The organism is Xanthomonas sp. CFBP 8151, assembly GCF_011761885.1.
Lineage (GTDB): Bacteria > Pseudomonadota > Gammaproteobacteria > Xanthomonadales > Xanthomonadaceae > Xanthomonas > Xanthomonas arboricola_B.
Genome location: NZ_JAASQZ010000002.1, coordinates 1,378,997 through 1,404,101, shown reverse-complemented (window position 1 = coordinate 1,404,101; position 25,105 = coordinate 1,378,997). Strand labels below are relative to the sequence as shown.

Genomic DNA, 25,105 nt, shown 5'->3' with positions numbered 1-25,105 from the left:
CGCCCCGGGGGGAGCGGAGCTTTGGTGCGTCAGCGGTAAGGGGCTGTGCGCTAGCGGGCATCGGGCATGCCTGGGTTGCTGGATGTCGGCTCCGGGGCGCTGCCGGCGAACAGGGCGTCCAGGGCTTGGACCAGCGCCGGGTCGAAGCGCCAGGCGTGGATGCCGGGTGCGGGCGTGGCGCGGTTGACGGCGTCGACGCCGGCGTCGGAGTCGAAACCCGAATCGGAGATGGAGCTGGCTCCATTGACGGAGTCCGAGTCGGAACCGGAGTTGGAGTTGGAGTCGAAACCGGAGTCAGAACCGGAACCGAGGATGGAGCTGGAGTCGGCTGCGGGGTTGCGGGTGGCGTACAGGCCGCGGCAGAACAGGTAGCGCACGCCGCCGAAGTCGCGGGCGTAGTCGTAGCCATCGCCCAGGCGGAAACGCAGCCAGCGGTGCAGGGCGACGGTGTAGATCAGCGCCTGCAACTCGTACTCGCTGTGCGCCATGGCGCGGGCCAGGGCGTCGGCGTCGTAGCTGGGCAGGCGGTTGGATTTGTAGTCGAGCACGTACCAGCGGCCGTCCATGGTGTAGGTGAGGTCGATCAGGCCGGTCATCAGGCCTTCCAGCCGCTGGCGCATACCGAACGCCTGGCGGTCGCCGACCACGCCGAAGCGATGCAGCAGTGCGAGCAGTGCATCGACGCGGGTGGGCCGCATGGCGAAGTGGAATTCCATCTCGTTGCGGCGCTGCGGCGCGGGCACGGCGGCCAGGGTGGTGCCTTCGGGCAGGGCCACGGTGAGGGTGTGGCCGATCAGCGCGGTGAGCATGGCCAGGCCGTCGTCCCATTCCTTCTCGACGTAGCCGCCGCGTTGCAGCGCCTCGAGGATGGCGGCGGCCTGGCCCTCGGGTGCGGGCAGGCCGGGGCGCCAGGCCTGCCAGGCGGCGAAGTCGCAGCGCTCGAACACGTCGTGCATCACCACGCCGAAGCGGTTGCCGGCAAAGCGCGGGTCGAAGGTGTCGACTTCGGCGGCCACCGCAACGGCCTCGCTGCCGGACGGCTCGTCGCTGCCGCCACTGCCGACCACCGTGGCGCTGGCCATTGGGTCGGTGGCGGCGCCGGCATCGGCATTGGCCAGTTGGGTGAAGCTGTAGACCCACCACTCCGGTGCGATATGCCGCTGCGGGGCGCGCGCGGGCGGCACCTGCGCCTCGACCGGCGGCGGCAGGCGCGGCAGGTTGGCCGGTGGCGTGGAGGTGTCCACCACCACTGCGCCCTCGCCGGCCGCGCCCTGCAGCGCGTCCAGCGCGCGCAGCATGCCAGACAGTGCGGTGCGCTCGTGCTGGTGGAACGGGCCGCTGGCGATCCACAGCGCGTGCTCGGCACGGGTCAGGCCGACGTAGAGCAGGCGTGCGTCTTCGGCGCGTTGTTCCTGCTTCCAGGCCGCTTCGGCGGCGCTCCAGGTTGGGTCGTCTTTATCAGTCTTCCAGTGCAGCTGGCGGCCAAGCTCCGGCGCATGCACCACGCAATGGCGGCCGGCGCCCTTGTCGCTGCGGCCGATGCCGATGTACGGCAGGAACACCAGCGGATATTCCAGGCCCTTGCTCTTGTGCAGGGTGACGATCTGCACGCGGCGTGCGTCCGACTCCAGCCGCAGTTGCTGGGCTTCGTCGTTGTCGTCGGCATTGGCGATGCGGCGCGACAACCAGTCGACCAGGCCATGCGGGCCGAGCGCGCGGGCGTCGGCCTCCTGCAGCAGTTCGGCCAGCTGCAGGTAGTTGGTGAGGCGGCGCTCGCCATCGACCAGGGCGAGCAGGCGTTGCCCGTGCGCGGCGCCCAGGTCGCCGATCAGGGCGAGCGGGCCACCGCGTTGCCAGCGCTCGCGCCAGTCCAGCGCCTGCTGCTGCCAGCGGCGGTGACGCTCGCCGTCGTGCGCGAGCGCGGCGATGGCGGCGGCGTCCGCGCCGATCAGCACGGTGGCCAGCGCGGCGCGCAGGCGGCTGTCGTCGCCCGGGTCGAGCAAGGCCTGCAGCAGGGCCAGCAGCTCCAGCGCCTCGTCGGTGGCGAACAGGCTCTGCTTGCCGGCCGCCACGGCGGGGATGCCCACCGCGCCCAGCGCCTGCTGCATGCGCGTGGCCTCGCCGTGGCTGCGCACCAGCACGGCGATATCGCCGGCCTGCACCGGGCGGCCAGTGACGGTGGCGGTGCCGTCGCGGCCACCGGCCAGCCAGCCGCGGATCGCCGCCGCGCAGGCGGCGGTGGCCAGCTCGCGGGCGCGGTTGGCGCTCCAGGGTTTGGGCTTTCCTGCTTGCTTGGTTTTTGCCGCTGCCGCGGCAGGTGGCGGCGGCGGTTCCGGGGCGCGCCACAGCGTCAGCGCCGGGGCGGGGCCGCCATCGCGTTGCAGGTCGGCATCCGCCCGCTTGGTGCCGGGCCGCACCGGGTGGAAGGCGATGCCATCGGTGAGGAAGGCATCGCCGTAGCCGGCCTGCGCGTACAAGGCGTCGATGGCCGCCAGCACGCCCGGGCGCGAGCGGAAGTTGTGGCTCAGCGGCGGGGCGAGTTCGGCAGTGACGGCGGCGGCCAGATAGGTGCGCACGTCGCCGCCACGGAAGCCGTAGATGGCCTGCTTGGGGTCGCCGATCAGAAACAGCGCCGGCTCCAGGCCGGCCGCGCGTGCGCGCGGGCCTTCGCCGAACACGTTGGAGAAGATCGCCCACTGGCGGTCGTCGGTGTCCTGGAATTCGTCCACCAGCGCGATGGCGTATTGCCCGCGCAGCCGCGTGACCAGCGCCTGCGCCTGCGCGCCTTCCAGCGCGTGCGCGACACCATCGACCAGGTCGTCGTAGGTCTGCACGCGGCGCTGGCGCTTGAGCAGTGCCAGCCGTGCGATGGCATCGTCGCGCAGCGCGTGCAGCAGGTCGATGCGGCGACGTGTGCGCCATTCTTCGACACGGGCCAGCGCGGTGAGATAGCCGTCGATCGCGTGGCTCAGCGGCGAGGCCGGGGTGCGATCGACGAACTTCTTGTTGGTGCCGGCGGCCAGTTCAGCAGCGGTCAACTTGATCAGCTTGGCGTGCGGGGCGGTGGTGACCGATGGCGCGGCGGCGAAGCTGTCGAACCAATGCCACAGCGCTGCCAGCCACTCCGGTTTGTAGCTGACCTTGCTCAGCATGCCGCCGTCGATGGCAGCCATGAGAGTGTCGAAAAACGCGGTGCCGTGGGTCTGGAATGCCGCGGCCAATGCGGCGCTGGCGGCTTGCACCGCTTGCAGCAGCGCAACGGAATCGTCGTGTGTTGTGGCGGGCGCCGGCAGCAGCGTTGGATGGCGCACCAGCGCGCGCAGATCGCTGGCCAATGCCTCCGGGCCGCCCGACCACAGCGCGATCAGGTCTTCGGCCATTGCCGCATCGGCGGCGCGCTGGCGCCAGAGATCGGCGGCAACTTCGCCCAGCAGTTCGCGGTCGTTGGCGAGCAGTTCCGGTGCGGCGAAGGCCTGGCCGCTTTCCAGCGCATGCTCGCGCAGCACGCGCGCGCAGAAGCCGTGGATGGTGAACACGGCGGCCAGGTCGATTTCTTCCACCGCCTGCTGCAGGCGGCGGCGCAGGGCGGCGGGTGTTTCGGTGCCGGTGGCCAGGTGGGTGGCGAGGATGGCGCGCGTAAGCAGCACATCGGGCGCGTCCTGTAGGAGCGGACCTGGCCGCGACGGGTCATCGGCGAGGTCGGTCGCGGCCGGGGCCGCTCCTACAAAAGCAGATGCGCCATTAGGCACCGGCGTTGCGGACAGCTCGGTCGCGGCCGGGGCCGCTCCTACGGGGGCATCGGGGACCAGGGTTGCGGCCAGCACCAGGCGCTCGCGGATGCGGCGGCGCAGTTCCTGGGTGGCGGCCTCGGTGAAGGTCACCGCCAGGATCTGTCCGATGCGCAGCCCGCGCTCCACCACCAGCCGGGTGAACAGCGTGGCCAGGGTGAAGGTCTTGCCGGTGCCGGCGCTGGCCTCGATCAGGCGTACGCCATGCAGCGGCAGGTGCAGATACGGGTCGGTGACCGGGCTGGCGCTCATTCGGCCTCTTCCTGCGCGCCGTGCCAGTGGCGCCAGCTCTCGATCAGACGCTCCGGATCCAGCGTCGCGTCCGCATTGCCGTGCTCGAGCAGGCCGTACACGCGGTGGCTGGTGATGGCGAAATCGGCAAAGCGCTGCGCGTCGGCGAACGGGTCGCGGCCGCGGTTGACCAGGCGCAGTTCCGGGCTGTGCGATTCGCTCCAGCCGAAACTGGATTGCCACTGCCCGGCGGCGTCCTTGATGGCCTTGTCCAGGTCGTCGTTGCGCGCGGCCTGGTGATATTTCCAGCTGCTGTAGGGCGCAAACGCCAGCGGCGTCTGCAAGCCCTGCCGATACACCTGCAGCAGGGCGGCCAACGCGCCCTGCGCCTGGCTCTGCGACAGCGGTTCGGCATCGATGGGATGCGGGCCTAAACCGTCTTCGTCTTCAAAGAACCGCACGTAGGGCGCGTGCTCACCGGCGGCGCGCAGCAGCAGCCACTCCAGGCCGTGGCGGATCGCGCTGCGGCCGCTGAGCGCGCCCACCTGCACCCGCCCCACCCCGCTCGCATACCAGCCGGGCACGCGGCCGTGCACCTCGGTCTGGCCGATCTGCACCTGCAGCCGGCGCGACTGCGCCGGCGCTTCGCCACGCCAGTGCCGGAATGCCTCGGCATACGGGCGCAGTTGCGCCACCCGCTCGTCGAGCTGGCGGCGGCCCAGCGGCCCGGACGGCAGCAGCGCGCGGGCGCGCAGGCGCTCGTAGAGCCGCTCGGTGTCGCCGGCCAGCGCGGCGTCGAACACATGCTGCTGCAGGCCGTATTGCTCCAGCCCGCGCGTGGGCGCGAGCAGCGGTTCCAGATCGCTGTCTTCGCCGGCCGGATCCGGCAAGCGCATTCCCAGGCGTTGGCGCAGGAACTGCCCGGCCGGGTCGGCGAACAGGCGGCGCAGCTCGTCGATCGAGACGCTGGCCGGCACTGCGATGTCATCGGCCGGCAACGCACCAGCCACCCACGGCGCCAGCGGCTGGCGCTGGCCGACCAGGCTGTCCACCGCGGGGCGCCACTGCCGGCGATAACTGAAACGGCGCGGGTCGGCGCCGTGATCGCCCGGCGCACCGAAAGCGGCAGCGGCAAATGGCTGCAACGGGTGGTGCACCACCAGCGTGTCGATTGCCGCCGGGTCGGCGTGGTACTGCGCGGCACTGCCCAGCAGTTCGCTGACCAGCACCGACGGTTCGCGCGCGCTGCCATCGCGCGCATCGGCACCGAGATAGCTCAGGTAGAACACCTCCTGCGCGGAGGCGAACAACTGCAGGAACAGGAACCTGTCGTCCTCGCGGGTCGAACGGTCGCCGTGGCGGCGACGCTCGGTGCCTAACTCGGCAGTGAGGCGATTGAGCCCGGCGGCCGGGTCGCGGCGCGGGAAGTCGCCATCGTTCATGCCGAGCAGGCAGATCGCGCGGAACGGCAGCAAGCGCATCGGCACCATGCGGCCGAAACTGATGCCGCCGGTGAGCAGCGGCGCACGCGTGTCCGACTCGCCCAGCACCGCGGCAAAATGCGCGCGCACCACCTCGGCCGGCACGGTGCCTGCGTACTCGGCGCGCACCGCATCGCGGGCGAACTGGTCGATCAAGCTACGCAGGCGGTCCAGCGCGCGCTGCGCACGCGGTGCCGAGGGCGCTTTTGGAATCAGTGCCTCCAGCAGGTCGAGCAGACGCTCGCGCCACTGGACCGGCGTCATCGCTTTGGCCAACACGGACTGGTGGCGTTCGAGCACGCGCAGCAGCTTCAACAGGATATCCAGTGCGGCCAGCGCGCTACCTTCCAGCTGCGGCCATGGCGCCACGCCCTCGATATCGTCGTCGGCGCCGCTGGCATGGCCGAGCAGCAGCCGGTCCAGCGCGAAGCGCCAGGTGTAGGCGTCGTCGCTCGGTGCCTGATGCTGGCGCCGATGCGCCGCGTCCAGCCCCCAGCGCGCGCCGGCCGCATGCAGCCAGCCGCGCAGACGTTCCAGCCCGGCTTCGTCCAGGCCGGCGGCCTCGGCGATCGGCGCACTGGCGAGCAAATCGAGAATTTCGTGCAGGCCGAAGCGTGCGATCGGCAGGCCGAGCAAGGTGAGGAACACTTCGGCCAGCGGCTCGCTGGCCAACGGGCTGGCATCGGCCAGCGCATAGGGCAGCGCGTCGTCGTTGCCGTGGCTGCCGAACACCGCATCCAGGTACGGCACGTACGGGTCGATATTTGGCGACAGCACCGCGATCTCGCGCGGCTGCAGCGGCGGGTCGAAGCGCGCATCGTCGAGCAAGGCGCGCAGCTGGTCGTGCAGCACCTGCAGCTCGCGCAGGCGGGTGTGGCAGGCATGCACCTGCAGGCTGGGGTCGTGCAGATTCACCGCCGGCAACACGGCAGGCACGCTGGGCGCGCGGCGATGGAACAGGTCGCTCTGCATGCGCCGCAGCAGGCTGTCGCCCAGGCCGCCGGCGGCCAGTGCGCGGCGGCCGGATTCCAGCGGGTCGGCATAGGCGGCGATCTCGGCCAGCGGGTGCACCACCTCGTAGTCGCCGACCAACGCCATGAAGTCGCGCCCGGCCGCGCCCCAGGCCTGCAGCAGCGGGTTCTCCTGCACCTGCTCGGCAAACAGCTGCACCGCACCGTCTTCGCGACGGCGCTGCCACAGGGTCTGCAGGTCGCCCCAGTAACCTTGCGTGGGCGTGGGCAGATAGAAATGCAGCGTGCCCACGCGCGCCTGCGTGGCCAGCACGCGCAGCACGTCGGGCGAGATATTCAAGATGGCGAAGGCGAACAGGCGCCTGGGCAGGCCCTGCGGCAGCGGACCGTCCGGGCGTGCGTAGCGGTCCAGATACTGGCCGATGCGGCGCGCGCGGTATTGCCGGCCGGCGGCGATGCTGCGCCACAGGCGCGCCTGCGGATCATCGGGGTCGGCGCCGCCTTCCCAGCGCAGCAACCAGTCGCGTCGCCAGGCCTGGTACTTCTCGAACACATTGCCCAGCTCCCCGGCCAGCGCCCAGGGTTTGAGCGCATCGCCATCGGACAGATAACCGGCCAATGGCGCCAACGCCGCGTCGCTGCCCAGATCGGCCTGCAACGCGGCATACAGGCGCCACTGCGTGGTGGCCATGTCCAGATCGTCGTCGGCCGGGCCGAGATTGCATTCCAGCGCGCGCGCGACGAATTCGCCGGGAGTGAGGAATTCCAGGTTCGCCGCCACCCCGTGCTCGGCCGCCAGCGTGGACTGCAACCAGCGCCGCATCGCCACCTGCGGAATCAGCACCACCTCCGGCTGCAGCAACGGCTGCTCCGGCACCGGCCGGCGCAGCTCCTGTGCGAGCAAGGCAGCCAGCGTATCCAGCGCATTTGAGGGATAGAGGCGGAAATCGGGCGCGGAAGTGGCGTGCATGCGTGCGTGCATTGTGCCGGATGCGACCGTACTGCGCTGTTTGCCCAGAATCGGCATGTAGCGATCGGCGCCGTGTTCGGGCCGTACTGGGTGGGCAAGCGCGAGGCCGACCTTGGCGATCGACGGCCGACGCGCTGCGGAGTTGATTCCACTCACATGCAGCAGGCGCGACCGGGTTGCGGAGTGCCCTCGATGCAGCGCGGCCGCTGCGCCCGGCGGTGTCTTTGCGAGCCACCGTCGACCAACGCGCAGCAGAGCGCCGGCGCCGCTATCCAATACCCCTGCAGCGGCATCACAAAAAGCGATGGGCCGGGATGTTCGCCCGGCCCATCGCATTGGCCTGATGCAGGACGCTGGAGACGATCAGTATTTCTTTTCCAGGTTGATCATCCAGGTCTGGTCGTTGTTGCTGTCGCCATCGGTGATGCCGCGGTATTCCAGCCGCGTCGACAGGCCCTGCTCGGTCAGCAACGCCGCGCCGATGCCGACCATCAGGCGGTTGCGATCGAACGCGCTCTGGCCTGCGCGGTAGAACGGCCCGCCGTTCAGATCGGCATAGCTCAGCGTGGCATCGCCGCGGCCCTGGAAGTCGCGCTGATATTCCACGCGCAACTGCGGGGTCAGCCGGCCCCAGGCCACTTCGCGGCGCCATTCCAGGCGCAGACCCAGGTTGCCGGTGGTGGTGGCCACGTCCATGTCGTCATAGCGCAGCGCGAACGGCGCCACGCCATCCTCGACATAGCCATCCAGCGTGGCGCGCGCCACATCCACACGCGCATACGGGGTGATCTGCAGCTCGCCGCGTTGCAGGTCCGCACCGGTGGACAGCGAGGCGATCCACTGCTTGCCGTCGCGGCTGCCTTCGGCCATCGAGGCGTCGTCGGTGACATAGCGGCGCAGGTCGTAGGACAGCAGCTGGTAGCCGACCAGGGTGTCGAAGAAGAACGCCTTGCCCGGATGGAAGCTGGCATACAACGCCATGGTGTAGGCGGCGGCCTTGGAGTGGCTGCCGTTCCTGCCCACATCGCTGTCGTCACGGCCCCACCCCAGGCCCGCACCGATCGCCAGCGACTGCGCCACCCGGTAATCGGCGCCCACGCTCAGGCCGTCGGTCTGGAAGTCCACCCCGTTGCTGTTGGACTGCTTGTCCAGGCTGCCCGAGCGGATCGCACCACCCACCCACAGCCCCAGATCGCCCTGGCCCTGCGCAGCGCTGTTGCCGCTGCTGGCCACTGCCGGCGCATCGCGGAAGTCGTTGTCGGCCTCCTGCGTGTCCGGGCTGCAGGGCTGCGCACTGATGCCGCGGTCGGCCTGACGGCAATGCGAGGTCGGCTGGAAGCTCACCGCGTTGCTGAAGGTGCCGCCGCCGCGATGGGTGGCTTCCAGACGGCGCTGGAAGTTGTCGATCTGCGCCCGCGCAAAACGCCGCGTGGACTCGGACTGCGCATCGATCAGGCCACGCACTTCCGCATCCACGCTTGGGTCGCGACGCGGCGCGATGGTGAACACCACGTTGGCCGGCACCGAGGTGGCATACGCATTGGACAAGGTGAACTGCACCGTGGCCTGGCCGACAAAGGCCGGGTTGGGCGTAAAGGTCAGGGTGAAGGTGGGTCCGTCGACAACCGCCGCTGGCGATGGGCCGGACGCACGGGCCGCTGCCGAGGCACCGCCGACACGGGTGATGGTGGCGGTACCGGCCGACGCAGGCAGCACCGCGACCACGGCCGCCGCCACGAACGGCCCGCCAGTGGCATTGCGGGTCAGGTCGACCTGTTGCGCCTCGCCCGGCACTGCCGCAGCAGCGACCGACACCGCGACCGGCCGCGCATTGACCGCAATGGTCAACGTGGCCGCCGCCGAGGTGCCGCCGCTACCGGTGACCGTGTAGCTCACCACATCGGTGCCGACGAAACCGGCGGCCGGCGTGTAGACCAGCTCCAGCCCGTTGACCACGGCGGTGCCGTTGGTGGGCGCAGCGGCAATGGCGATCGCCGTGATGTTGCCGGTGTCGTTGGCGGTCACCGCCACCGTCACCGCAGCATCGCTCATGGTGGCCGCCACATCCGCCACCGCCACCGGCGCCGCATCGTTCACCGTGAAGCTGTAGGCCTGGGTGGCGCTGGCATTGCCGGCATCGGCCACCGCGATGGTGAAGGCCGAGGTGCCCTGCGTCGTCGGCGTGCCCGACAGCGTGCCGTCGCTGGCCAGCGTCAGGCCGGCCGGCAGCGTGCCGCTGGCGATGCTGTAGCGATAGGGCGCAATGCCGCCACTGGCCGTGAGCACCTGGTTGTACGCGCTGCCGCGCACCGCCGGTGGCAGGGTCGGTTGCGCCAGCACCAGCGTCGCCGCTGCAATGGTGACCGCATAGCGCTGGCTGGCCTGGGCGGCGGGGCTGGGCGTGCTGTCGGTCGCGGTCAGGGTGAAGTTGAACGTGCCGGACAAGGTCGGCGTGCCGCTGAGCCCGCCGGTCGCAGCGTCGAGCACAACGCCATTGGGTAATGCGCCTGCTGTCAGTGCGTAGCTGTAAGGCGCTGTGCCGCCGGCGGCCGGGGCAATCGTCGCCGCATACGCCTGCCCGGCCGTGCCTGCCGGCAAGGTGCTGGCCGGCAGCACCAGGTTCGGGCCGGCCACCGTCAGTGCATAGGCCTGCGCAGCGGTGAAGGCGTTCGCGTCGGTCGCGGTCACGGTGACGTTGAAGCTGCCTTCCACCGTGGCGGTGCCCGACAGCGTGCCGTTGCTGGCCAGCGTGATGCCGGACGGCAACGTGCCGCTGGCGAGCGTGTAGGTGTACGGGGCGGTGCCGCCGCTGGCGCTCAGCACCTGGCTGTAGGCCGTGCCACGCGTGGCGGCCGGCAGCGTGGACGGCGCGATCACGACCACAGGTGCAGCGATGGTCAGCGTGTAGCTGCGGCTGGCCTGCGCCGCCGGGCTTGGCGTGCTGTCGGACACGGTCAGGGTGAAGTTGAACGTGCCCGCCACGGTCGGCGTGCCGCTGAGGGCGCCGGTCGCCGCATCCACGACCACACCCGCCGGCAGGACGCCGCCGGTCAATGCGTAGCTGTAGGGCGCAGTGCCGCCGGTGGCCGGCGTGATCGCCGCGGAGTACCCCTGCCCGGCCGTGCCTGCCGGCAAGGTGCTGGCCGGCAGCGCCAGGTTCGGGCCGGCCACGGTCAGTGCATAGGCCTGATTGCCGGTGAAACTGCCCGCATCGGTCGCGGTCACTGTGAAGTTGAAGCTGCCTTCCACCGTGGCGGTGCCCGACAGCGTGCCGTTGCTGGCCAGGGTGATACCGGCCGGCAACGTGCCGCTGGCGAGCGCGTAGGTGTACGGCGCGGTGCCGCCGCTGGCGCTTAGCACCTGGCTGTAGGCCGTGCCGCGCGTGGCGGCCGGCAGCGTGGACGGCGCGACCACGATCGGCGGCGCGGCGATGGTCAACGTGTAGCCGCGCGTGGCCTGCGACGGCGTGCCTGTGGTGCTGTCGGTGGCGGTCACGCTGAAGGTGAAGCTGCCCACGCTGCCGGGGGTGCCGGTCAGGGCGCCGCTGCTGCCGTTGAGCGTGATGCCCGCCGGCAGGGCACCGGCGGTGACGGCGTAGGTGTAAGGCGTAACGCCGCCGGTCGCCGGATTGAGCGCGCTCGAATAGGCCTGGCCTGCGGTGCCGGCCGGCAGGTTGGTCGCCGGCAAGGTCGTCGTCGCCACGGCCACGGTCAGCGTGTAGGCACGGTTGCCGCTGGTGGGGCTGCCGCCGCTATCGGTGGCGGTCGCGGTGAAATTGAAGCTGCCACTGGCGGTGGGCGTGCCGGACAGCACGCCGGCAGCGCTCAGGGTCAACCCAGCCGGCAACGCACCGGCGGTGATGGCAAAGGTGTACGGCGCGGTGCCGCCGCTGGCGCTCAGGGTCTGGCTGTAGGCGCTGCCCGCGGTCGCCGCCGGCAGCGATGCCGGCCCAACCGTCACCACCACGTCGTCGTTGACGATGGTGCCGGTACCGGTGGCGCGCGCGATGCTCGCGTTGCTGGCGCCGGACAGGCCGACGCTGAAGGTCTCGTTGGATTCGACCGCAGTGTCGCCATTGACGGTGATCGCCACGCCCTGCGCGGTGACGCCCGGCGCGAAGGTCAGCGTACCGGAGCGGGCGACGTAGTCGCTGCCGGCGGTGGCGGTGCCATCGGCGGTGGCGTAATTGACCGACACGGTCTGGCCGCTGGCCATACTCAGGCTCACCGTGAAGGTGGCCGTGGTGGTGCCGCTGTTGCCTTCGTTGACGCTGACGTCGTCGATCGACAGTGCAGGCAGCGCATCGTCGTTGACGATCGTGCCCTGGCCCTGGCTGTCGCCCACGCTCGCCCCGGCGACGTTGCTGACGTTGACGAAGAAGGTCTCGTCGGGCTCGCTGAGCGTGTCGCCGTTGATCAGCACGGTGAAGGTGGCGCTGCTGCTGCCGGCGGGGATGGTCTGCCCGGTCAGGCTGGAGGCAACGTAGTCCACACCGGCGGTGGCGGTGCCATCGGCGGTGGCGATATCGAAGCTGACGCCGCCGGCGCCGGCCGGCTGGTTGAGCGAGATGGTGAAGGTGGCATTGGTGGTGCCGGCATTGCCTTCGTTCACCGAGACGTCGTTGATCGACAGCGTCGGCTGGTCGTCATTGAGGATGGTGCCGGTGGCGCTGTTGGGCGAACCCACGTTGTAGCCGGTGCCGCTCGCAAGGGTCAGCACCACGGTCTCGTCCGGTTCGATGGTGGCATCGGCGGTGGGATTGATGGTGATGGTGCCGCTGGTCTGGCCGGCGGCGATCACCAGCGGCGAACTCACAGCCGCGTAATCAGTGCCCGAGGTCGCCGTGCCGCCAACGCTGAAGACAACCGACACCGCGCTCGACGCGGCCTGGTCGAGCGTGACGGTGTAGATCAGATTGGCCGCACCGTCCTCGGCCACGCTGGACGGAGACACGGCGATCGATGCGGTCGGAAAGTCGTCATTGACGATGGTGGCGGTAGCGCTGGACGGGCTGCCGATGCCATAGCCGCTGCCGCTGGCCACGCTGATCACGACCGTCTCGTCGGCCTCTACAGTGGTGTCGGCGACCGGGGTGACGGCAAAGCTGGCCGAGGTGGCGTTGGCGGGTACCACGATGCTGGCCGGCGCGCCCGTGTAGTCGGTGCCGCTGGTAGCCGTGCCGCTGCTGCTGAGGTTGACCGTGGTCGCCGAGCTGCTGGTCTGGCTCAGGGTCACCGTGTAGGTAAATGACGCGCCGCTGTCTTCGTTGCGGCTGGAAGGACTCACCGCGATGCTGGCCGACAGCGCCGGGGTAATGGTGATGTTGACGGTGATGGTGTCGCCGTCTTCGTCTGCCAGCGGAAAGGAGTCGCTGGTGGCCGAATCGCCATTGTGCGTATAGGTGACGGTCTGCGTGCCTGACCCGCTCTGCGAACTGATCACGATCGTGCCGTGCGCCGGTTGTACGCCGTCCCAGCCGATGCCGAAATTGTTCGGGCCGTCGCAGTTGGTCACGTCGATGACCACAGAGCCGCCCTGAACCACGGTCGCATTCAACGTCGGGCAATACTGCGACGTCGCTGCCATGGCCCAGGCCGGTAACAGCATTGCCACCGCGAGCACCACCAACGTGATGGCAAGACGGATCAGGCCACCGGTGGCGTCCGTTACAGAATTCCGCTGCTTGATCACAATCCGCACCCCTGGAGAGCGCCCCCCGGCGCCGGCACGATCCTCGTGCCTGAAGGCAATGCCGCCCTAGAGGGTCTCCCCTTCGGCATTGCGAGCGTATTTGAACAGGAACTGACTGCAGAATAAAGAACGAAAAATTAATACTTCATTCCAGTTCTGAATGATCGAGGCTTGCCGAATCCGGGCCCGACGAGTATCTGTACGGCAGCCCCGACGCGCGGTCGGTGTTGCACTCACGGGAAGGAAATCCGCATGAGCGAGTTTTTTGTCGGCCAGATCATGATGACCGGTTTCGTTTTCGCTCCAAAGTATTTCGCGCAGTGCAACGGCCAGCTACTGCCGGTCAACCAGAACCAGGCGCTCTTCAGCCTGCTTGGCACCCGCTTCGGTGGCAATGGCAGCACCAACTTCGCGTTGCCGGACATGCGCGGGCGTACCCCGATCGGATTCGCCCCGTCGGCGGACCCGAATTGGCAACCCGCGCCCCCGGCGCTGGGCCAGAGCGGCGGCGCCGAGAATGTCTCACTGCTGCCCAGCAATCTGCCAGCACACAACCACCTGCTGGAATCCACAGCCACCGCGGGCAACAACCGCAATCCCGCCGGCCGCAGCTTTGCAAACAACGCAAGCGTCACCGGCCCTGCCACGGCGCTGTATGCGGCGCCGGGTGCGTTGGTGGCAATGAACCAGGCGACGGTAGGCAATGCGGGCGGCAGCCAGCCGCATCCGAACCTGCAGCCATACACCACGCTCAATTTCTGCATTGCGCTGTCCGGCATCTTTCCCTCGCGTAGCTAGTTCGCCGGCACTTCTACACGCTGCCTGCCGATGACGGCGCGGCATCACAGACCAGGAAGGACACCATGGCCACTCCATTCATCGGCGAGATCCGCATGTTCGGCTTCGGCCGCACCCCGCAGGGCTGGCAGGCCTGCGATGGCAGCCTGCTATCGATCTCCGAGTACGAGACCCTGTACGTACTGATCGGCACGCTCTATGGCGGCGACGGGCAGAAGACATTCGCAGTGCCCGACCTGCGCGGCCGCGTGCCGCTCCACCAAGGCCAGGGACCGGGGCTGAGCAACTACGTCATCGCCCAGCGCGCAGGCACCGAAGCGGTGACTTTGAGCGAAATGCAGATGCCGGCGCACACGCACACGCTGGTCGCCACCACGGCCGCTGCGACGGCGACCGCGCCGTCCGGACTATTGCCCGCCGCGGTCAGCGGCGACGTGTTCTATGTGACCGACACCACTGGCGCCACTGCGGTGCCGATGGCCACGCAATCGACCACGATCAGCGGCGGCGGCCAGGCGCACGAGAACACCATGCCCACGTTGACGGTGCAGTACTGCATCGCCACCACCGGCATCTTCCCGCAACAGGCCTGATCCCATGCGCCGCGACCGAATCGCTGCGGCACGCATCCGCCCCATCGAAGGAATCCGCTCATGACCGAACCATACATCGGCGAAATCCAGCTGTTCGGCTTCGATTTCAATCCCGTCGGCTGGGCGCTGTGCAACGGCGCAACATTGCCGATTACGCAGAACACCGTGCTGTACTCGCTGCTGGGTGTGGCCTATGGCGGCAACGGCTCCAGTACGTTCCAGTTGCCCAACTTCTGCGCGCGCGCCGGCTGCGAGCAAGGCCTGGGTGGCGGATTGAGCAACCGGCAGCGTGGCAACACGTTCGGCACTGCCGGGGTGAGCCTGCTGAGCACGCAGATCCCGCCCCACCAGCACAGCATCAGCGCGTTCTCGCAATCGGATCAGACCAAGAAGAGCGGCACGCCCGCCAATGGCGCAGCGCTGTCGTCGCTGGGCAGCACCACCGCACGTCCATTTGCCACCGTGCAGCAGCCCGAGACGCAATTCTCGCCGACGGCATTGCTGCCGACCGGCAATGGGCTGGCGCATGAAAACCAGCAGCCCTATCTTGCGGTGAACTTCTGCATCGCCCTGTCCGGAGATTACCCGGCATTCGGCTGAGGCGAAGGGCAATGTCCGCCGCCGCCGGCTTTCCCGCGCTGCCCTTTCCGCAACGGCATGCGCCCATCGCACAACCGCCGGTCCTGCACGCGCGCGGCGTCCGGCTACGCGCAGCGAACGCTGCCGACCTGCCATGGCTGCGCGATCTGTATGCGTGCACCCGCAGCGCCGAGCTGGCAGCGGTGCCATGGCCGGACGCGACCAAACGCACGTTTGTCGACCAACAGTTTGCGCTGCAGCACGCGCACTACCTGACCCACTTTGCCGATGCCGACTTCCTGGTCGTGGAAACCGCGCAGGCGCCGCTGGGCAGGTTCTACCTACAGCGCGACGCGACGCAGCACGTGCTGGTCGATATCAGCCTGCTGCCGGCCTGGCGCGGCCAGGGCATCGGCACTGCGTTGGTGGCGCATGCGCAGACGTTGGCGCGTGCAGCCAGGTGTCCATTATCGCTGCATGTGCTGCATACCAATCTTGCGGCGCGGCGCCTGTATCAGCGTCTGGGATTTATCGCCAGCGAGTCCAACGACATGCATCTTGCGATGCAGTGGCGTTGTGCCGAATCCGCAGCTGCGGATGAGTTCAGTTGAAAACCGCCTGATACAGAAAACCATCGCGCTCACGCGCCACCGGCACCAGAAACACTCCAACTTCGCCCAGCCGCGTGTGCCGCAGCTGATAGATCTGTTGCGGAAACAGAAATGCCGAGCTGTTGCGGAACAATAGCGAAAACGGCGCGCGATGTACCGCGTGCGTGGTGGGCAGCGCGCGCGCCTCGACCAGCACGAATGGAACCTCGCCTTCGTTCAATGCGGCCGAGAACGTGTCGTTGACGCTGCCTGCAAAGTGCTCCAGGGTCAGTAAGTCCATTTTGTGCTCATGGTCGGCAGGGAATCCGATCATCCACATAGGGCATCCCTGCCACAACACCCATGCGTTCGAAGATTGCGTTGCGTCATGCATGAGACGGCTTGTTGCACACGTATCAGCCGTACTGCGTCTGCTGCAGTACAGGCGTCATGCGACAATACTGCACGCGCCGGTTCGGTTATGTTCAGCCGTGTGACGGTTACTCTATCGCGTTGGAATTCTGTTAAAGGCTTCGATGACGGCGTCCGCATCCCCTGTCGTGCAGTTGTCCGGTGTCCGCATCGATCGCGGCGGTCGCACGATCCTGCGCGACGTCTCGCTTGAGGTGCCACGCGGCAGCATCACGGCCGTGCTCGGTCCTTCCGGTAGCGGCAAGTCCACTTTGCTGGCCGCATTGACCGGCGAGCTGCGTCCGGTCGCCGGCACGGTCACCCTGTTCGGCGAGGAAATCCCGCATGGCAACCGTGCATTGCTGGAGATGCGTCGCAATGTCGGCGTACTGCTGCAGGGCAATGGCCTGCTGACCGACCTGAGCGTGGCCGACAATGTCGCGCTGCCGCTGCGTACGCATACGCGCCTGCCGGCGCCAGTGCTGCAGCGCCTGGTACAGATGAAGCTGCATGCGGTGGGCCTGCTCGCGGCCGCCGATGCCTGGCCGCGCGAGTTGTCCGGCGGCATGGCGCGGCGTGTGGCGTTGGCGCGTGCGCTGGCACTGGACCCGCCGCTGATGATCTACGACGAACCGTTGACCGGGCTGGACCCGATCGCCTCGGGCGTGATCATGAGCCTGATCCAGCGCCTCAACGACAGCCTTGGTCTGACCAGCATCATCGTCAGTCACCATGTGCACGAAACCCTGCCGATCAGCGACCAGGCGGTGGTGATCGCCAATGGCGGCATCGTGTTCGCCGGCACGCCCGAGCAATTGCAGGACAGCACCGATCCGCTGGTGCAGCAGTTCCTGCATGGCCAGCCGGATGGCCCGATCGCCTTCGATGCGGCGCCGCGGCGCGACCGGAGTGCTGCCTGATGGGCATGGTCGAGTCGATCAGCGCCTTCGGCCGCGCCGGGCTGTTCTCGCTGACCGTGCTGCGCGGCTCGGTGCCCACGCGCGACTTCATCGCCGAGCTGGTGCGCGAGATCTACAAGGTCGGCGCGCGCTCGCTGCCAATCATCGCCGTTGGCGGTGCCTTCGTTGGCCTAGTGCTGACCCTGCAGGGCTACCGCACGCTGACCACCTACGGTGCGTCGGATGCGCTGTCCACCTTGCTGGGACTGTCGCTGTACCGCGAACTGGCACCGGTGCTGACCGCGCTGTTGTTCATTGGCCGTGCCGGCAGTTCGATCGCGGCCGAGCTTGGCTTGATGCGCGCCACCGACCAGATCAAGGCGCTGGAGCTGATGGCCATCGACCCGGTCGCCAAGGCGGTGGCACCGCGCTTCTGGGCGGCGGTGCTGACGGTGCCGTTGCTGACCGGCGTGTTCTGCTCGCTGGCCATCACCGGCGGCTACTTCGAAGCCGTACACGTGTTGGGCATCGACAACGGCACATTCTGGTCGGGGTTGAGCAACAGCGTGGACTTCTGGGACGACTTCGGTGTGGCGATGCTCAAGTCGGCGATCTTCGGCGGCACGGCCGCATTGGTCGCCGCCTACGTGGGCTTCCACGCCGAGCCGACCATCGAAGGCACCTCGATCGCCACCACCCGTGCGGTGGTGAACGCCTCACTGCTGGTGCTGATGTTCAACTTCGTCCTTTCTGCAATGTTGTTTAGGTGAGTGGAATAACTATGGCCATGCGTGGACCACGACTCGAATTCGCCGTCGGCGCCTTTCTGCTGCTGACCCTGGCCTCGCTGCTGGTGCTGGCGGTGGCTTCGACCAACCAGCGCTGGGGCTTCGGGTCCAGCCAGTACACGTTGACCGCGCGCTTCAGCCAGATCGGCCAGCTGCGTGCGCAGGCGCCGGTGAAGATCGGCGGCGTCACCATCGGCAAGGTCTCCGACATCAGCCTGGATCCGACCAAGTTCGACTCGGTGGTGACCCTGTCGCTGGACAACAAGTACAAGGATCTGCCCGCCGACACCTCGGCCGGCATCTTCACCAGCGGCCTGCTGGGCGAGAGCTATATCGGGCTGCAGCCGGGCGGCGACCCGGAGACGCTCAAGCCGGGCGAAGAAATCGGCTTCACCCAGCCGGCGGTGGATCTGCTGCAGCTGGTCGGCAAATACATGTTCAGTGGTGGCGGTGGTGGCAGCAATGCCCCGGCCGCCACCGACGGCCAGGCCCCCGCGCCGGCCCAGACCGCTTCTCCCTCTACGGAATCACACCAATGAAAACCACCCTGCTTTCCGCCATCCTGGCCTCGACCCTGCTGGTGTGCGCACCGGCCACCGTGCTGGCCCAGCCGGCTGCCGCCAGCACGCCCGCGCAGGGCGCTGCCACCAAGACCGTCATCGACAGCAGCACCCGCATCCTGGGCACGCTGGATCAGCGCCGCGCCGAGTTCCGCAGCAACCCGGCCGCCCTGCGTCAGTACATCAACGGCGAATTGAACAAGGCCTTCGACCGCGACTACTCGGCCCGCCTGGTGCTGGGCGTCAACGGCCGTGGTGCTTCCGATGCGGACATCAAGCTGTTCGCCGATGCGCTGGCCGACAACCTAATGCAGCGTTACGGCACCGCGTTGCTGAACTTCGAAGGCAAGCCGACCTTCCGTGCCAAGTCCGAGAGCCCGTTGCCGGGCAACCGCGGCGTCAAGGTGTCCACCGACCTGCTGCGCGCCGGCAATGACCCGACCCCGGTCGATTACATGATGCGTAACGTCGGTGGCCAGTGGAAGATCTTCGATGTGATGATCGAAGGCATCTCCTACGTGCAGACCTTCAAGACCCAGTTCGACGGTCCGCTGCGCGAGAAGGGCATCGCCAAGGTTGCCGCAGAGTTGCGTAGCGGCAATCTGCAGGTCGGTGCGGCACCGGCCAATGGCAAGTAACAGCTCCGTGCAACGCAAGGGCGAGACACTGGTCCTCACCGGCGTGCTCGACCGCGACGCGGTCACTGCGGCATGGCCGCAGGCGATCGCACAGCTGGACGGCATTCGCACGCTGGACCTGTCGGGTGTACAACGCCTGGACAGCGCTGGCGTTGCGATGCTGGCCGAACTGGCTGCGCGTCTGCGTAGCAGCGCAGCCAGCCCTGTCACGGTGGTGGGCGAAGCGTCCGGTCTGGACGAATTGCGTGCCGCCTACCGTTTGTCCCCTACTTTCGATTTCCAGGCCTGAGTGCCACCCCATGACCCAGCTTCGCCCCCTTTCCCTGTTGGCCTGCCTGCTGCTTGGCGCCTGCGCCGGCCAAGCTCCGAAGTCCGCGCCGCCGGTGACCGCTGCCGAGACCGTCCCGGATACGACCCCAGCACCGGTGCGCGACGATGCCGGCGTGACCGCACAGCCGGCCGCCGCCGGCTTTGCCGCACCCGACGCCGTGCCGGCCACCGCAGCGGCGTCCACCGACCAGACCAGGGCCGATGCTAGCGCCGGCACGCCCGGTGCCCCTACCTCGGCTGAGGACGACTTCGCTGCGCTCTACGGCCCCACCACCCCGCAGGCCGGCGCCAACGGTGCACCGGTACAGCCCGGTGACGCGTCGTCCTATGATCCGTGGGAGCGCTACAACCGCGGCATGCACCGCTTCAACCTGGCAGTAGACCGCGGCGTGGCGCGTCCGTTGGCCACCGGCTACACCAAGGTCGTGCCGCGTCCGGCCCGCCTGGGCGTGACCAACTTCTTCGACAATCTGGGCACGCCGCTGACCATGGTCAATCAGCTGCTGCAGGGCCACCCGGTGTATGCGGTGCAGTCGCTGGGCCGCTTCGTGATGAATTCCACGCTGGGCGTGGCTGGCCTGTTCGATCCGGCCTCGGCAGCGGGCATTCCGCGCCGTAGCGAAGACTTCGGCCAGACCCTGGGTGTGTGGGGCTGGCGCAATTCGCGCTACTTCGAACTGCCGTTGTTCGGCCCACGCACCGTGCGCGATACCTTCGGGCTGGGCGGCGACATTCCGCTCTCGCCGTTGCGCCAGGTCGACGACAGCGGTGCGCGCTTCGCCCTGCAGGGTTTGCAGCTGGTGGATACGCGCGCGCAACTGATGTCCCTGGATTCGCTGCGCGACCAGGCACCGGACGAATACGCGCTGACCCGCGATGCGTGGATGCAACGCCGCAACTACCAGATCGTGCGCGATCTGCGCAGCCATCGCGAAAAGAACAACGAGCTGCCCGACTACCTGCGCGAAGACAAGGACAGCACCGTTCCGGTGGATGCGATGCCGATCCCGCAGTGGATTCGTTGATCGGTCGAGCTTGCGGTTTGGAGTCAGTACGAAAAGCCCGGGAGCGATCCCGGGCTTTTGGTTTTTTCGCAACAATCATGCGAGGTGGTGACCGAAGACTTTGTTGCGTCTGCGGATGCTTGCCTCGGGCAATCCGAACCGAAGATCGGATTGCAATTGCGATGTCACTTGCCGGAGCGCAACGCGGGTTCGGGCCTGATCGACGGCGTGCGGTCGATATAGGTGAGATAGTGTTTCCATAGGTCGTGCGCCCGCTGATCGTTGAGGTCGACGATGCAGCTCGCTACTTTTGCCGACCGGACCGTCGCATCGCGCCAGCGCGTTCGCACATTGCCGCATTGAAGATCCCGGTAAATCGTCCACGCCGTCTGTGCGTTGTCGAAGGCGTCGGCGGGAACGCCCGGCGTGGAAATGGCCGTGTCGCGCGCGGTAGCCAGATAATCGTTCAGACGTTCCTGCGATATGCCGACTTGCTCGTTCCAGCAGGCATTACTTTCCGGGGTTGTCTGCAGGTCGCGGCAAAGTTCCGCAGCCTGCAACGACGAGCTGCCAAGCTGCATCAGCACGACAAAGATAAGACGCATCGACAGGTTCCTTGTTGTGTCGCCTTCGCGATGATTGCATTGCCACATCGGGTGTAGCTTGCTCGCAGCTCGGGCGGGCCGGCGACTGGAAATCGAGCAGTGCAATCGCATGCTGCTGGCGGAGCCCGGCCTATCCGCAACGGCCGTGATGTTTGGGCCATGCCAGCAAACGCAGCGTATTCCTGCGCTCGTGCAGACCACTCCAGACATCTGTCTGTTTTCAGCGTCGAATGTAGATGGTGCAGCCGTCTTTAACCGTATCCCTACCGCAAGCCCTGCTCCGCGGCGTGCGCTTCAAGCCACGCGTGCCCCTGCTGCGCACGCGTGGTGTCTCGCCCTGGTAGAAAGGGGCTTCAAACAGCTGATGCCAACGCAGCATCCACCGCTGCACGCAGGCGCGCATCGTCTGCCGGCACGTCGGGGGCGAAGCGGTCGATGACCTGGCCGTCGCGGCCGATCAGGAATTTTTCGAAGTTCCACAGCACGCCCGGTGCCGGGTTGGCTGCGATGCCGTAGCCGGCCAGTTTTTCGCGCATCGGGCCGTCGCCGGTGGCCTGCGGGCGGGCGCTGGTCAACTGCTGATACAGCGGATGCGTTTCGGCGCCGGTGACTGCGATCTTGGAGAACATCGGAAAGCTCACGTCATAGGTGAGCTGGCAGAACTGCGCGATCTCCGCCTCGCTGCCGGGCTCCTGGCCCTTGAAGTCGTTGGCCGGAAAGCCCAGCACTTCCAGTCCCTGTGCCTGCTTGTCGCGATACAGCGCTTGCAGGCCTTCGTACTGCGGGGTCAGCCCGCATTTGGAGGCGACATTGACCACCAGCAACACCTTGCCGCGATAGTCGGCCAGCGTGGCGGGCGCACCGTCGATGCGCGCCACGGGAATGTCGTAAAGCGTCTGGCTCATCGGTGCGTCCTGGACAGGTGGAGCCGAGAGCATAAACCGCCAGGGTGGAGCGAGCGATGCCGCTGGCTCACGCTGCCGGCAGATGTCTGCAGCGACGCGCACGGGCCGATCGGCTGACCGGCCAGTGCAAGCGCTTGGCCATGTTCGAAGCCCTCAATCGATGCACAACGCGGCCTGACCCATGCCGCCGACCACTTCCTGGCGGCAGCCGAAGCGGTCGCTGTCGCGCTGGCAGGTGCCGGAGGTCGCGGTGCCGGTCGGCACGATGCTGGTGGCCAGGCAATCGCCGCTGCAGTCGGCGTTGTCGCTGCAGGTCTTGCCGGCGTCGGCATACGGCACCACGCAACGCACCGTCTGCATGCGGCCGACCGGACGCAGTTGCCCGCCCTTTGCCGTGCAGTCGGCAGCGTCGGCGGAGACGGCGCGCGGTGGCTGCGGGGCGCTTGCCGCAGCGCCCGACCTGGCCGCCGGGGTATTGCTGCATGCGGTCAGCAGCAGCGCGCAGAGCACTGCGTGGATCGATCGGGTCGCCATCGGGGAAAACCTCTTCTTGAACCAGGTGACGCAAGCATCGCGGCGGCGATGTCTGCGTGGCGTGCTCGCCATCGGGCGCAAGAAGGGCACGCCGGAGACCTGCGTTCGTAGGAGCGCACCCGGGCGCGATGAGGCGTTATCGGTAATGCCCGGTCGCGCCCGGCCGCGCTCCTACGTCATGGCTTGTGGCATCGCCTGACGCAGCCGGATCACTCCTGCTCGTCGTTGCTGTCGTCTTCGCTGCTGCTTCGGGTGTCGTCGCTGCCGGCATCGTCCAGCAGCGCCTGGGAGTGTTCGCTGGCCAGGGTTTCCACGCCACGCAGGCGGCGTTCGATGGTGCGGGTCTTGCGGCTGGCTTCGCCCAGGCTCTTGCCGACCGTGCTGATCTGGCGCTCGGCCTTTTCGAGAATGCCGGCGAATTTGCCGAACTCGCTCTTCACCGCGCCCAGCACCTGCCAGACCTCGCTGGAGCGCTTTTCGATCGCCAGCGTGCGGAAGCCCATCTGCAGGCTGTTGAGCAGGGCGGTGAACGTGGTCGGGCCGGCCAGCACCACGCGATGTTCGCGCTGCAGCAGGTCGACCAGGCCGGCGCGACGGATCACTTCGGCGTACAGGCCCTCGGTGGGCAGAAACATCACCGCGAAGTCGGTGGTCTGCGGCGGGCACACGTACTTGTCGCTGATCGACTTGGCCTGGATGCGGATGGCGCGTTCCAGCTGCGCGGTCGAATTCTTGATCGCGTCCAGGTCGCCCTTTTCCTGCGCATCGATCAGGCGCTCGTAGTCCTCGCGTGGGAACTTGGCATCGACCGGCAGCCACACCACGGTGTCGTCGCCACGCCCCGGCAGGCGGATCGCAAAATCCACCGCTTCGGCGCTGTCGGGCCTGACCCGCACGCTGCGCGCGTACTGCTCCATCGTCAGCGTCTGCTCGAGGATGTTCTCCAGCTGCACCTCGCCCCAGCCGCCGCGGTCCTTGACGTTGGTCAGCACGCGCTTGAGATCGCCCACGCCGGTGGCCAGCTGCTGCATTTCGCCCAGGCCGCGCTGCACCTGCTCCAGGCGCTCGGAAACCAGCTTGAAAGAGGCATCCAGGCGCGTGTTGAGCGTGGTCTGCAGCTTTTCGTCGACGGTGGCGCGCATCAATTCGAGCTTGCTGGCGTTGTCGTTCTGCAGGTTGGCCAGCTGTTGTTCCAGCGTGGCGCGCATCTCGCCGATGCGCAGCTCGTTGCGTTGGGTGAGTTCGGTCAGACGTTGGCTCAAGGCCTCGGTGAAGCGCTGCTGCGACTGCCCGGCCTCTTGCCGGCCCTTGCGGGAATCTTCGGCCAGCGCGTCGCGCAGGGCGGCCATATGGGTGTCGGTGCGTGCGATCAGCTCGGTCAGTTGCTGGCCGAACACCTGGATGCGGGTTTCCTGCTGCTGGCCGAAGCCGTCGAGCTGGGTGCGCAATTCGGTCAGCCGCAGCGTCAGCAGTTCGCCGGTGCGTTGTTGCGCAAGGCCACTTTCTTCGCGGGCCTTGCGGGCGTCTTCGCCGAGTGCGTCGCGCAACAGGTCCAGGCGCTGATCGGTGCGCGTGGACAGCTCGGTGAGATTGCGCGCGAAGGTTTCCAGGCGCCCATCCTGTTGCCGCGCCAGGCCTTCGAGTTGCTCGCGCAGTTCGCCGCGGCCGTCGCGTTGCTCGGCGCGCAGCGCCAGCTCCAGGCCGCTGGTGGAAGGACGTCGCAGCAGCGCGATCAGCTGCAGCACCAGGACTGCGACGAGCAGTCCGAGAAGGATCAGGGATTGGGATGACATGTGCGCAGTGTAGCCGGGCCGGTCGCAGGGGCTGCGTCAGTGACTTGCCGGCCGGAGGTGTCGGCGCGGCTGCAGGGCGCAGCGTACGGCCGGTTGGCGCGCACTGCGTCCGATGCAGATGGGCGACCCCTGCGATGTGCCTGGCGGAGGTGCGAAGCGGCCTGGCATCGCGCCGAGGTCTGGGCTGCTGCGCAGATGCAGGCATGCGCGCTAAGGTGAGCGACCTGCCCAAGCCGTTGCCGACCGTGCTCGAACTTTACGGAAAACCGACCTCCATCAATGTGCGCAAGGTGCTGTGGCTGTGCGAGGAACTGGCGCTGGACTACACGCTGCACACCTATGGCAGTGGGTTTGCATCGGTGGACACGCCGGCGTTCCGCGCGCTCAACCCCAATGCGCTGGTGCCGGTGATCCGCGATGGCGATCTGGTGCTGTGGGAGTCGAACACGATCTGCCGATATCTGGCCGCACATGCGGGTCGCACCGACCTGTTGCCGACGGCTCCCGCCGCACGTGCGCTGGTCGAGCAATGGATGGATTGGCAGGCCACCGAGCTCAACACCGCCTGGCGGTACGCGTTCATGGCCACGGTGCGTGGCAGCGCGGCGCATGCCGATGCGCAGGCGATTGCGGCGAGCGTGCGCGAGTGGAATCGGCACATGACCATCCTCGAGGCACAGCTGCAACGCGGCGGCCCGTTCGTGCTCGGCGCGGATTTCACCCTGGCCGATATCGTGCTGGGGCTATCGACGCAGCGCTGGTTCGCCAGCCCGATCGCGCGGCCGGCGTTGCCGGCGGTGGCGGCGTATCACGCACACTTGAAGACGCGTGCCGGGTTTCAACGTCATGGCTGCAACGCGCCGTAGACGCTGCGTGCGGCGCCGGCGTGCAGCGAACGAGACAGCGCAGTGGTGATGGATTTGCAGACTGCTCGGACCACATTGAC

General features: G+C 67.9%; 19 protein-coding genes. 11 read left to right on the top strand and 8 right to left on the bottom strand.

What is annotated here, in order from left to right; genetic code table 11:
* Positions 1-50: 50 nt before the first annotated feature.
* From FHT08_RS13940 to FHT08_RS13930, 3 genes are all read right to left on the bottom strand, one after another.
* Positions 51-4,040, bottom strand: coding sequence for an exodeoxyribonuclease V subunit beta (locus FHT08_RS13940; RefSeq protein ID WP_166775399.1), 3,990 nt, complete (start codon positions 4,038-4,040; stop codon positions 51-53).
* A complete protein-coding gene (gene recC / locus FHT08_RS13935; RefSeq protein ID WP_166775398.1) occupies positions 4,037-7,441 on the bottom strand; it encodes an exodeoxyribonuclease V subunit gamma in 3,405 nt (1,134 codons plus the stop codon). Before recC ends, FHT08_RS13940 begins: the two co-directional genes overlap by 4 nt.
* Positions 7,442-7,804: 363 nt before the next feature.
* Positions 7,805-13,132 (bottom strand): putative Ig domain-containing protein, encoded by a 5,328-nt coding sequence (locus tag FHT08_RS13930; RefSeq protein ID WP_343204149.1) that lies wholly within the window; start codon positions 13,130-13,132, stop codon positions 7,805-7,807.
* 252 nt (positions 13,133-13,384) lie between these two features.
* On the opposite strand from FHT08_RS13930, the gene FHT08_RS13925 reads away from it, so the two are divergent.
* From FHT08_RS13925 to FHT08_RS13910, 4 genes are all read left to right on the top strand, one after another.
* Positions 13,385-13,930: a tail fiber protein gene (locus tag FHT08_RS13925; protein ID WP_166775396.1), complete on the top strand. Its 546-nt coding sequence runs from the start codon at positions 13,385-13,387 to the stop codon at positions 13,928-13,930.
* 65 nt (positions 13,931-13,995) lie between these two features.
* Positions 13,996-14,523, top strand: a complete 528-nt coding sequence (locus FHT08_RS13920; RefSeq protein ID WP_166775395.1) for a tail fiber protein — start codon at positions 13,996-13,998, stop codon at positions 14,521-14,523.
* Between the two features lie 60 nt (positions 14,524-14,583).
* Positions 14,584-15,123 (top strand): tail fiber protein, encoded by a 540-nt coding sequence (locus FHT08_RS13915; protein WP_104606874.1) that lies wholly within the window; start codon positions 14,584-14,586, stop codon positions 15,121-15,123.
* An 11-nt stretch (positions 15,124-15,134) separates the two neighbouring features.
* The gene (locus FHT08_RS13910) at positions 15,135-15,713 is read left to right on the top strand and encodes a GNAT family N-acetyltransferase (RefSeq protein WP_104606873.1); all 579 of its coding nucleotides are present in this window, start codon (positions 15,135-15,137) and stop codon (positions 15,711-15,713) included.
* Here the strand turns inward: FHT08_RS13910 and FHT08_RS13905 are convergent.
* The gene (locus tag FHT08_RS13905; protein ID WP_104536767.1) at positions 15,706-15,993 is read right to left on the bottom strand and encodes a hypothetical protein; all 288 of its coding nucleotides are present in this window, start codon (positions 15,991-15,993) and stop codon (positions 15,706-15,708) included. The two genes, FHT08_RS13910 and FHT08_RS13905, sit on opposite strands and share 8 nt — an antisense overlap.
* A 235-nt stretch (positions 15,994-16,228) precedes the next feature.
* On the opposite strand from FHT08_RS13905, the gene FHT08_RS13900 reads away from it, so the two are divergent.
* The 6 genes from FHT08_RS13900 to FHT08_RS13875 are packed head-to-tail and all read left to right on the top strand — an operon-like array spanning position 16,229 to position 20,343.
* Positions 16,229-17,023 (top strand): ATP-binding cassette domain-containing protein, encoded by a 795-nt coding sequence (locus FHT08_RS13900; protein ID WP_104536566.1) that lies wholly within the window; start codon positions 16,229-16,231, stop codon positions 17,021-17,023.
* A complete protein-coding gene (locus FHT08_RS13895) occupies positions 17,023-17,772 on the top strand; it encodes an MlaE family lipid ABC transporter permease subunit (RefSeq protein ID WP_166775394.1) in 750 nt (249 codons plus the stop codon). Before FHT08_RS13900 ends, FHT08_RS13895 begins: the two co-directional genes overlap by 1 nt.
* Positions 17,773-17,783: 11 nt before the next feature.
* On the top strand, positions 17,784-18,329 hold the full coding sequence (mlaD, locus tag FHT08_RS13890) for an outer membrane lipid asymmetry maintenance protein MlaD (RefSeq protein ID WP_104606871.1): 546 nt from the start codon (positions 17,784-17,786) through the stop codon (positions 18,327-18,329).
* Entirely contained in the window at positions 18,326-18,988 is a 663-nt protein-coding gene (locus FHT08_RS13885) for an ABC transporter substrate-binding protein (RefSeq protein WP_166775393.1), read from the top strand. The genes mlaD and FHT08_RS13885 overlap by 4 nt, the downstream gene beginning before the upstream one ends.
* Positions 18,978-19,277 (top strand): STAS domain-containing protein, encoded by a 300-nt coding sequence (locus FHT08_RS13880; RefSeq protein WP_166775392.1) that lies wholly within the window; start codon positions 18,978-18,980, stop codon positions 19,275-19,277. Before FHT08_RS13885 ends, FHT08_RS13880 begins: the two co-directional genes overlap by 11 nt.
* Positions 19,278-19,287: 10 nt before the next feature.
* A complete protein-coding gene (locus FHT08_RS13875) occupies positions 19,288-20,343 on the top strand; it encodes a VacJ family lipoprotein (RefSeq protein ID WP_104606869.1) in 1,056 nt (351 codons plus the stop codon).
* A gap of 164 nt (positions 20,344-20,507) precedes the next feature.
* Here FHT08_RS13875 and FHT08_RS13870 read toward each other — a convergent pair whose 3' ends face one another.
* The 4 genes from FHT08_RS13870 to rmuC all read right to left on the bottom strand — a co-directional run bounded on the left by FHT08_RS13870 (position 20,508) and on the right by rmuC (position 24,159).
* A complete protein-coding gene (locus FHT08_RS13870; RefSeq protein WP_166775391.1) occupies positions 20,508-20,927 on the bottom strand; it encodes a lysozyme inhibitor LprI family protein in 420 nt (139 codons plus the stop codon).
* Between the two features lie 353 nt (positions 20,928-21,280).
* Positions 21,281-21,832: a glutathione peroxidase gene (locus tag FHT08_RS13865; RefSeq protein ID WP_047129786.1), complete on the bottom strand. Its 552-nt coding sequence runs from the start codon at positions 21,830-21,832 to the stop codon at positions 21,281-21,283.
* Positions 21,833-21,985: 153 nt separating this feature from the next.
* Entirely contained in the window at positions 21,986-22,366 is a 381-nt protein-coding gene (locus FHT08_RS13860) for a hypothetical protein (protein WP_104536573.1), read from the bottom strand.
* 209 nt (positions 22,367-22,575) lie between these two features.
* Positions 22,576-24,159 (bottom strand): DNA recombination protein RmuC, encoded by a 1,584-nt coding sequence (rmuC, locus tag FHT08_RS13855; protein ID WP_166775390.1) that lies wholly within the window; start codon positions 24,157-24,159, stop codon positions 22,576-22,578.
* Between the two features lie 245 nt (positions 24,160-24,404).
* Here rmuC and FHT08_RS13850 point away from each other — a divergent pair, with 245 nt between their 5' ends.
* Positions 24,405-25,025: a glutathione S-transferase gene (locus FHT08_RS13850; protein ID WP_047129933.1), complete on the top strand. Its 621-nt coding sequence runs from the start codon at positions 24,405-24,407 to the stop codon at positions 25,023-25,025.
* The last annotated feature ends 80 nt before the right edge of the window (positions 25,026-25,105 follow it).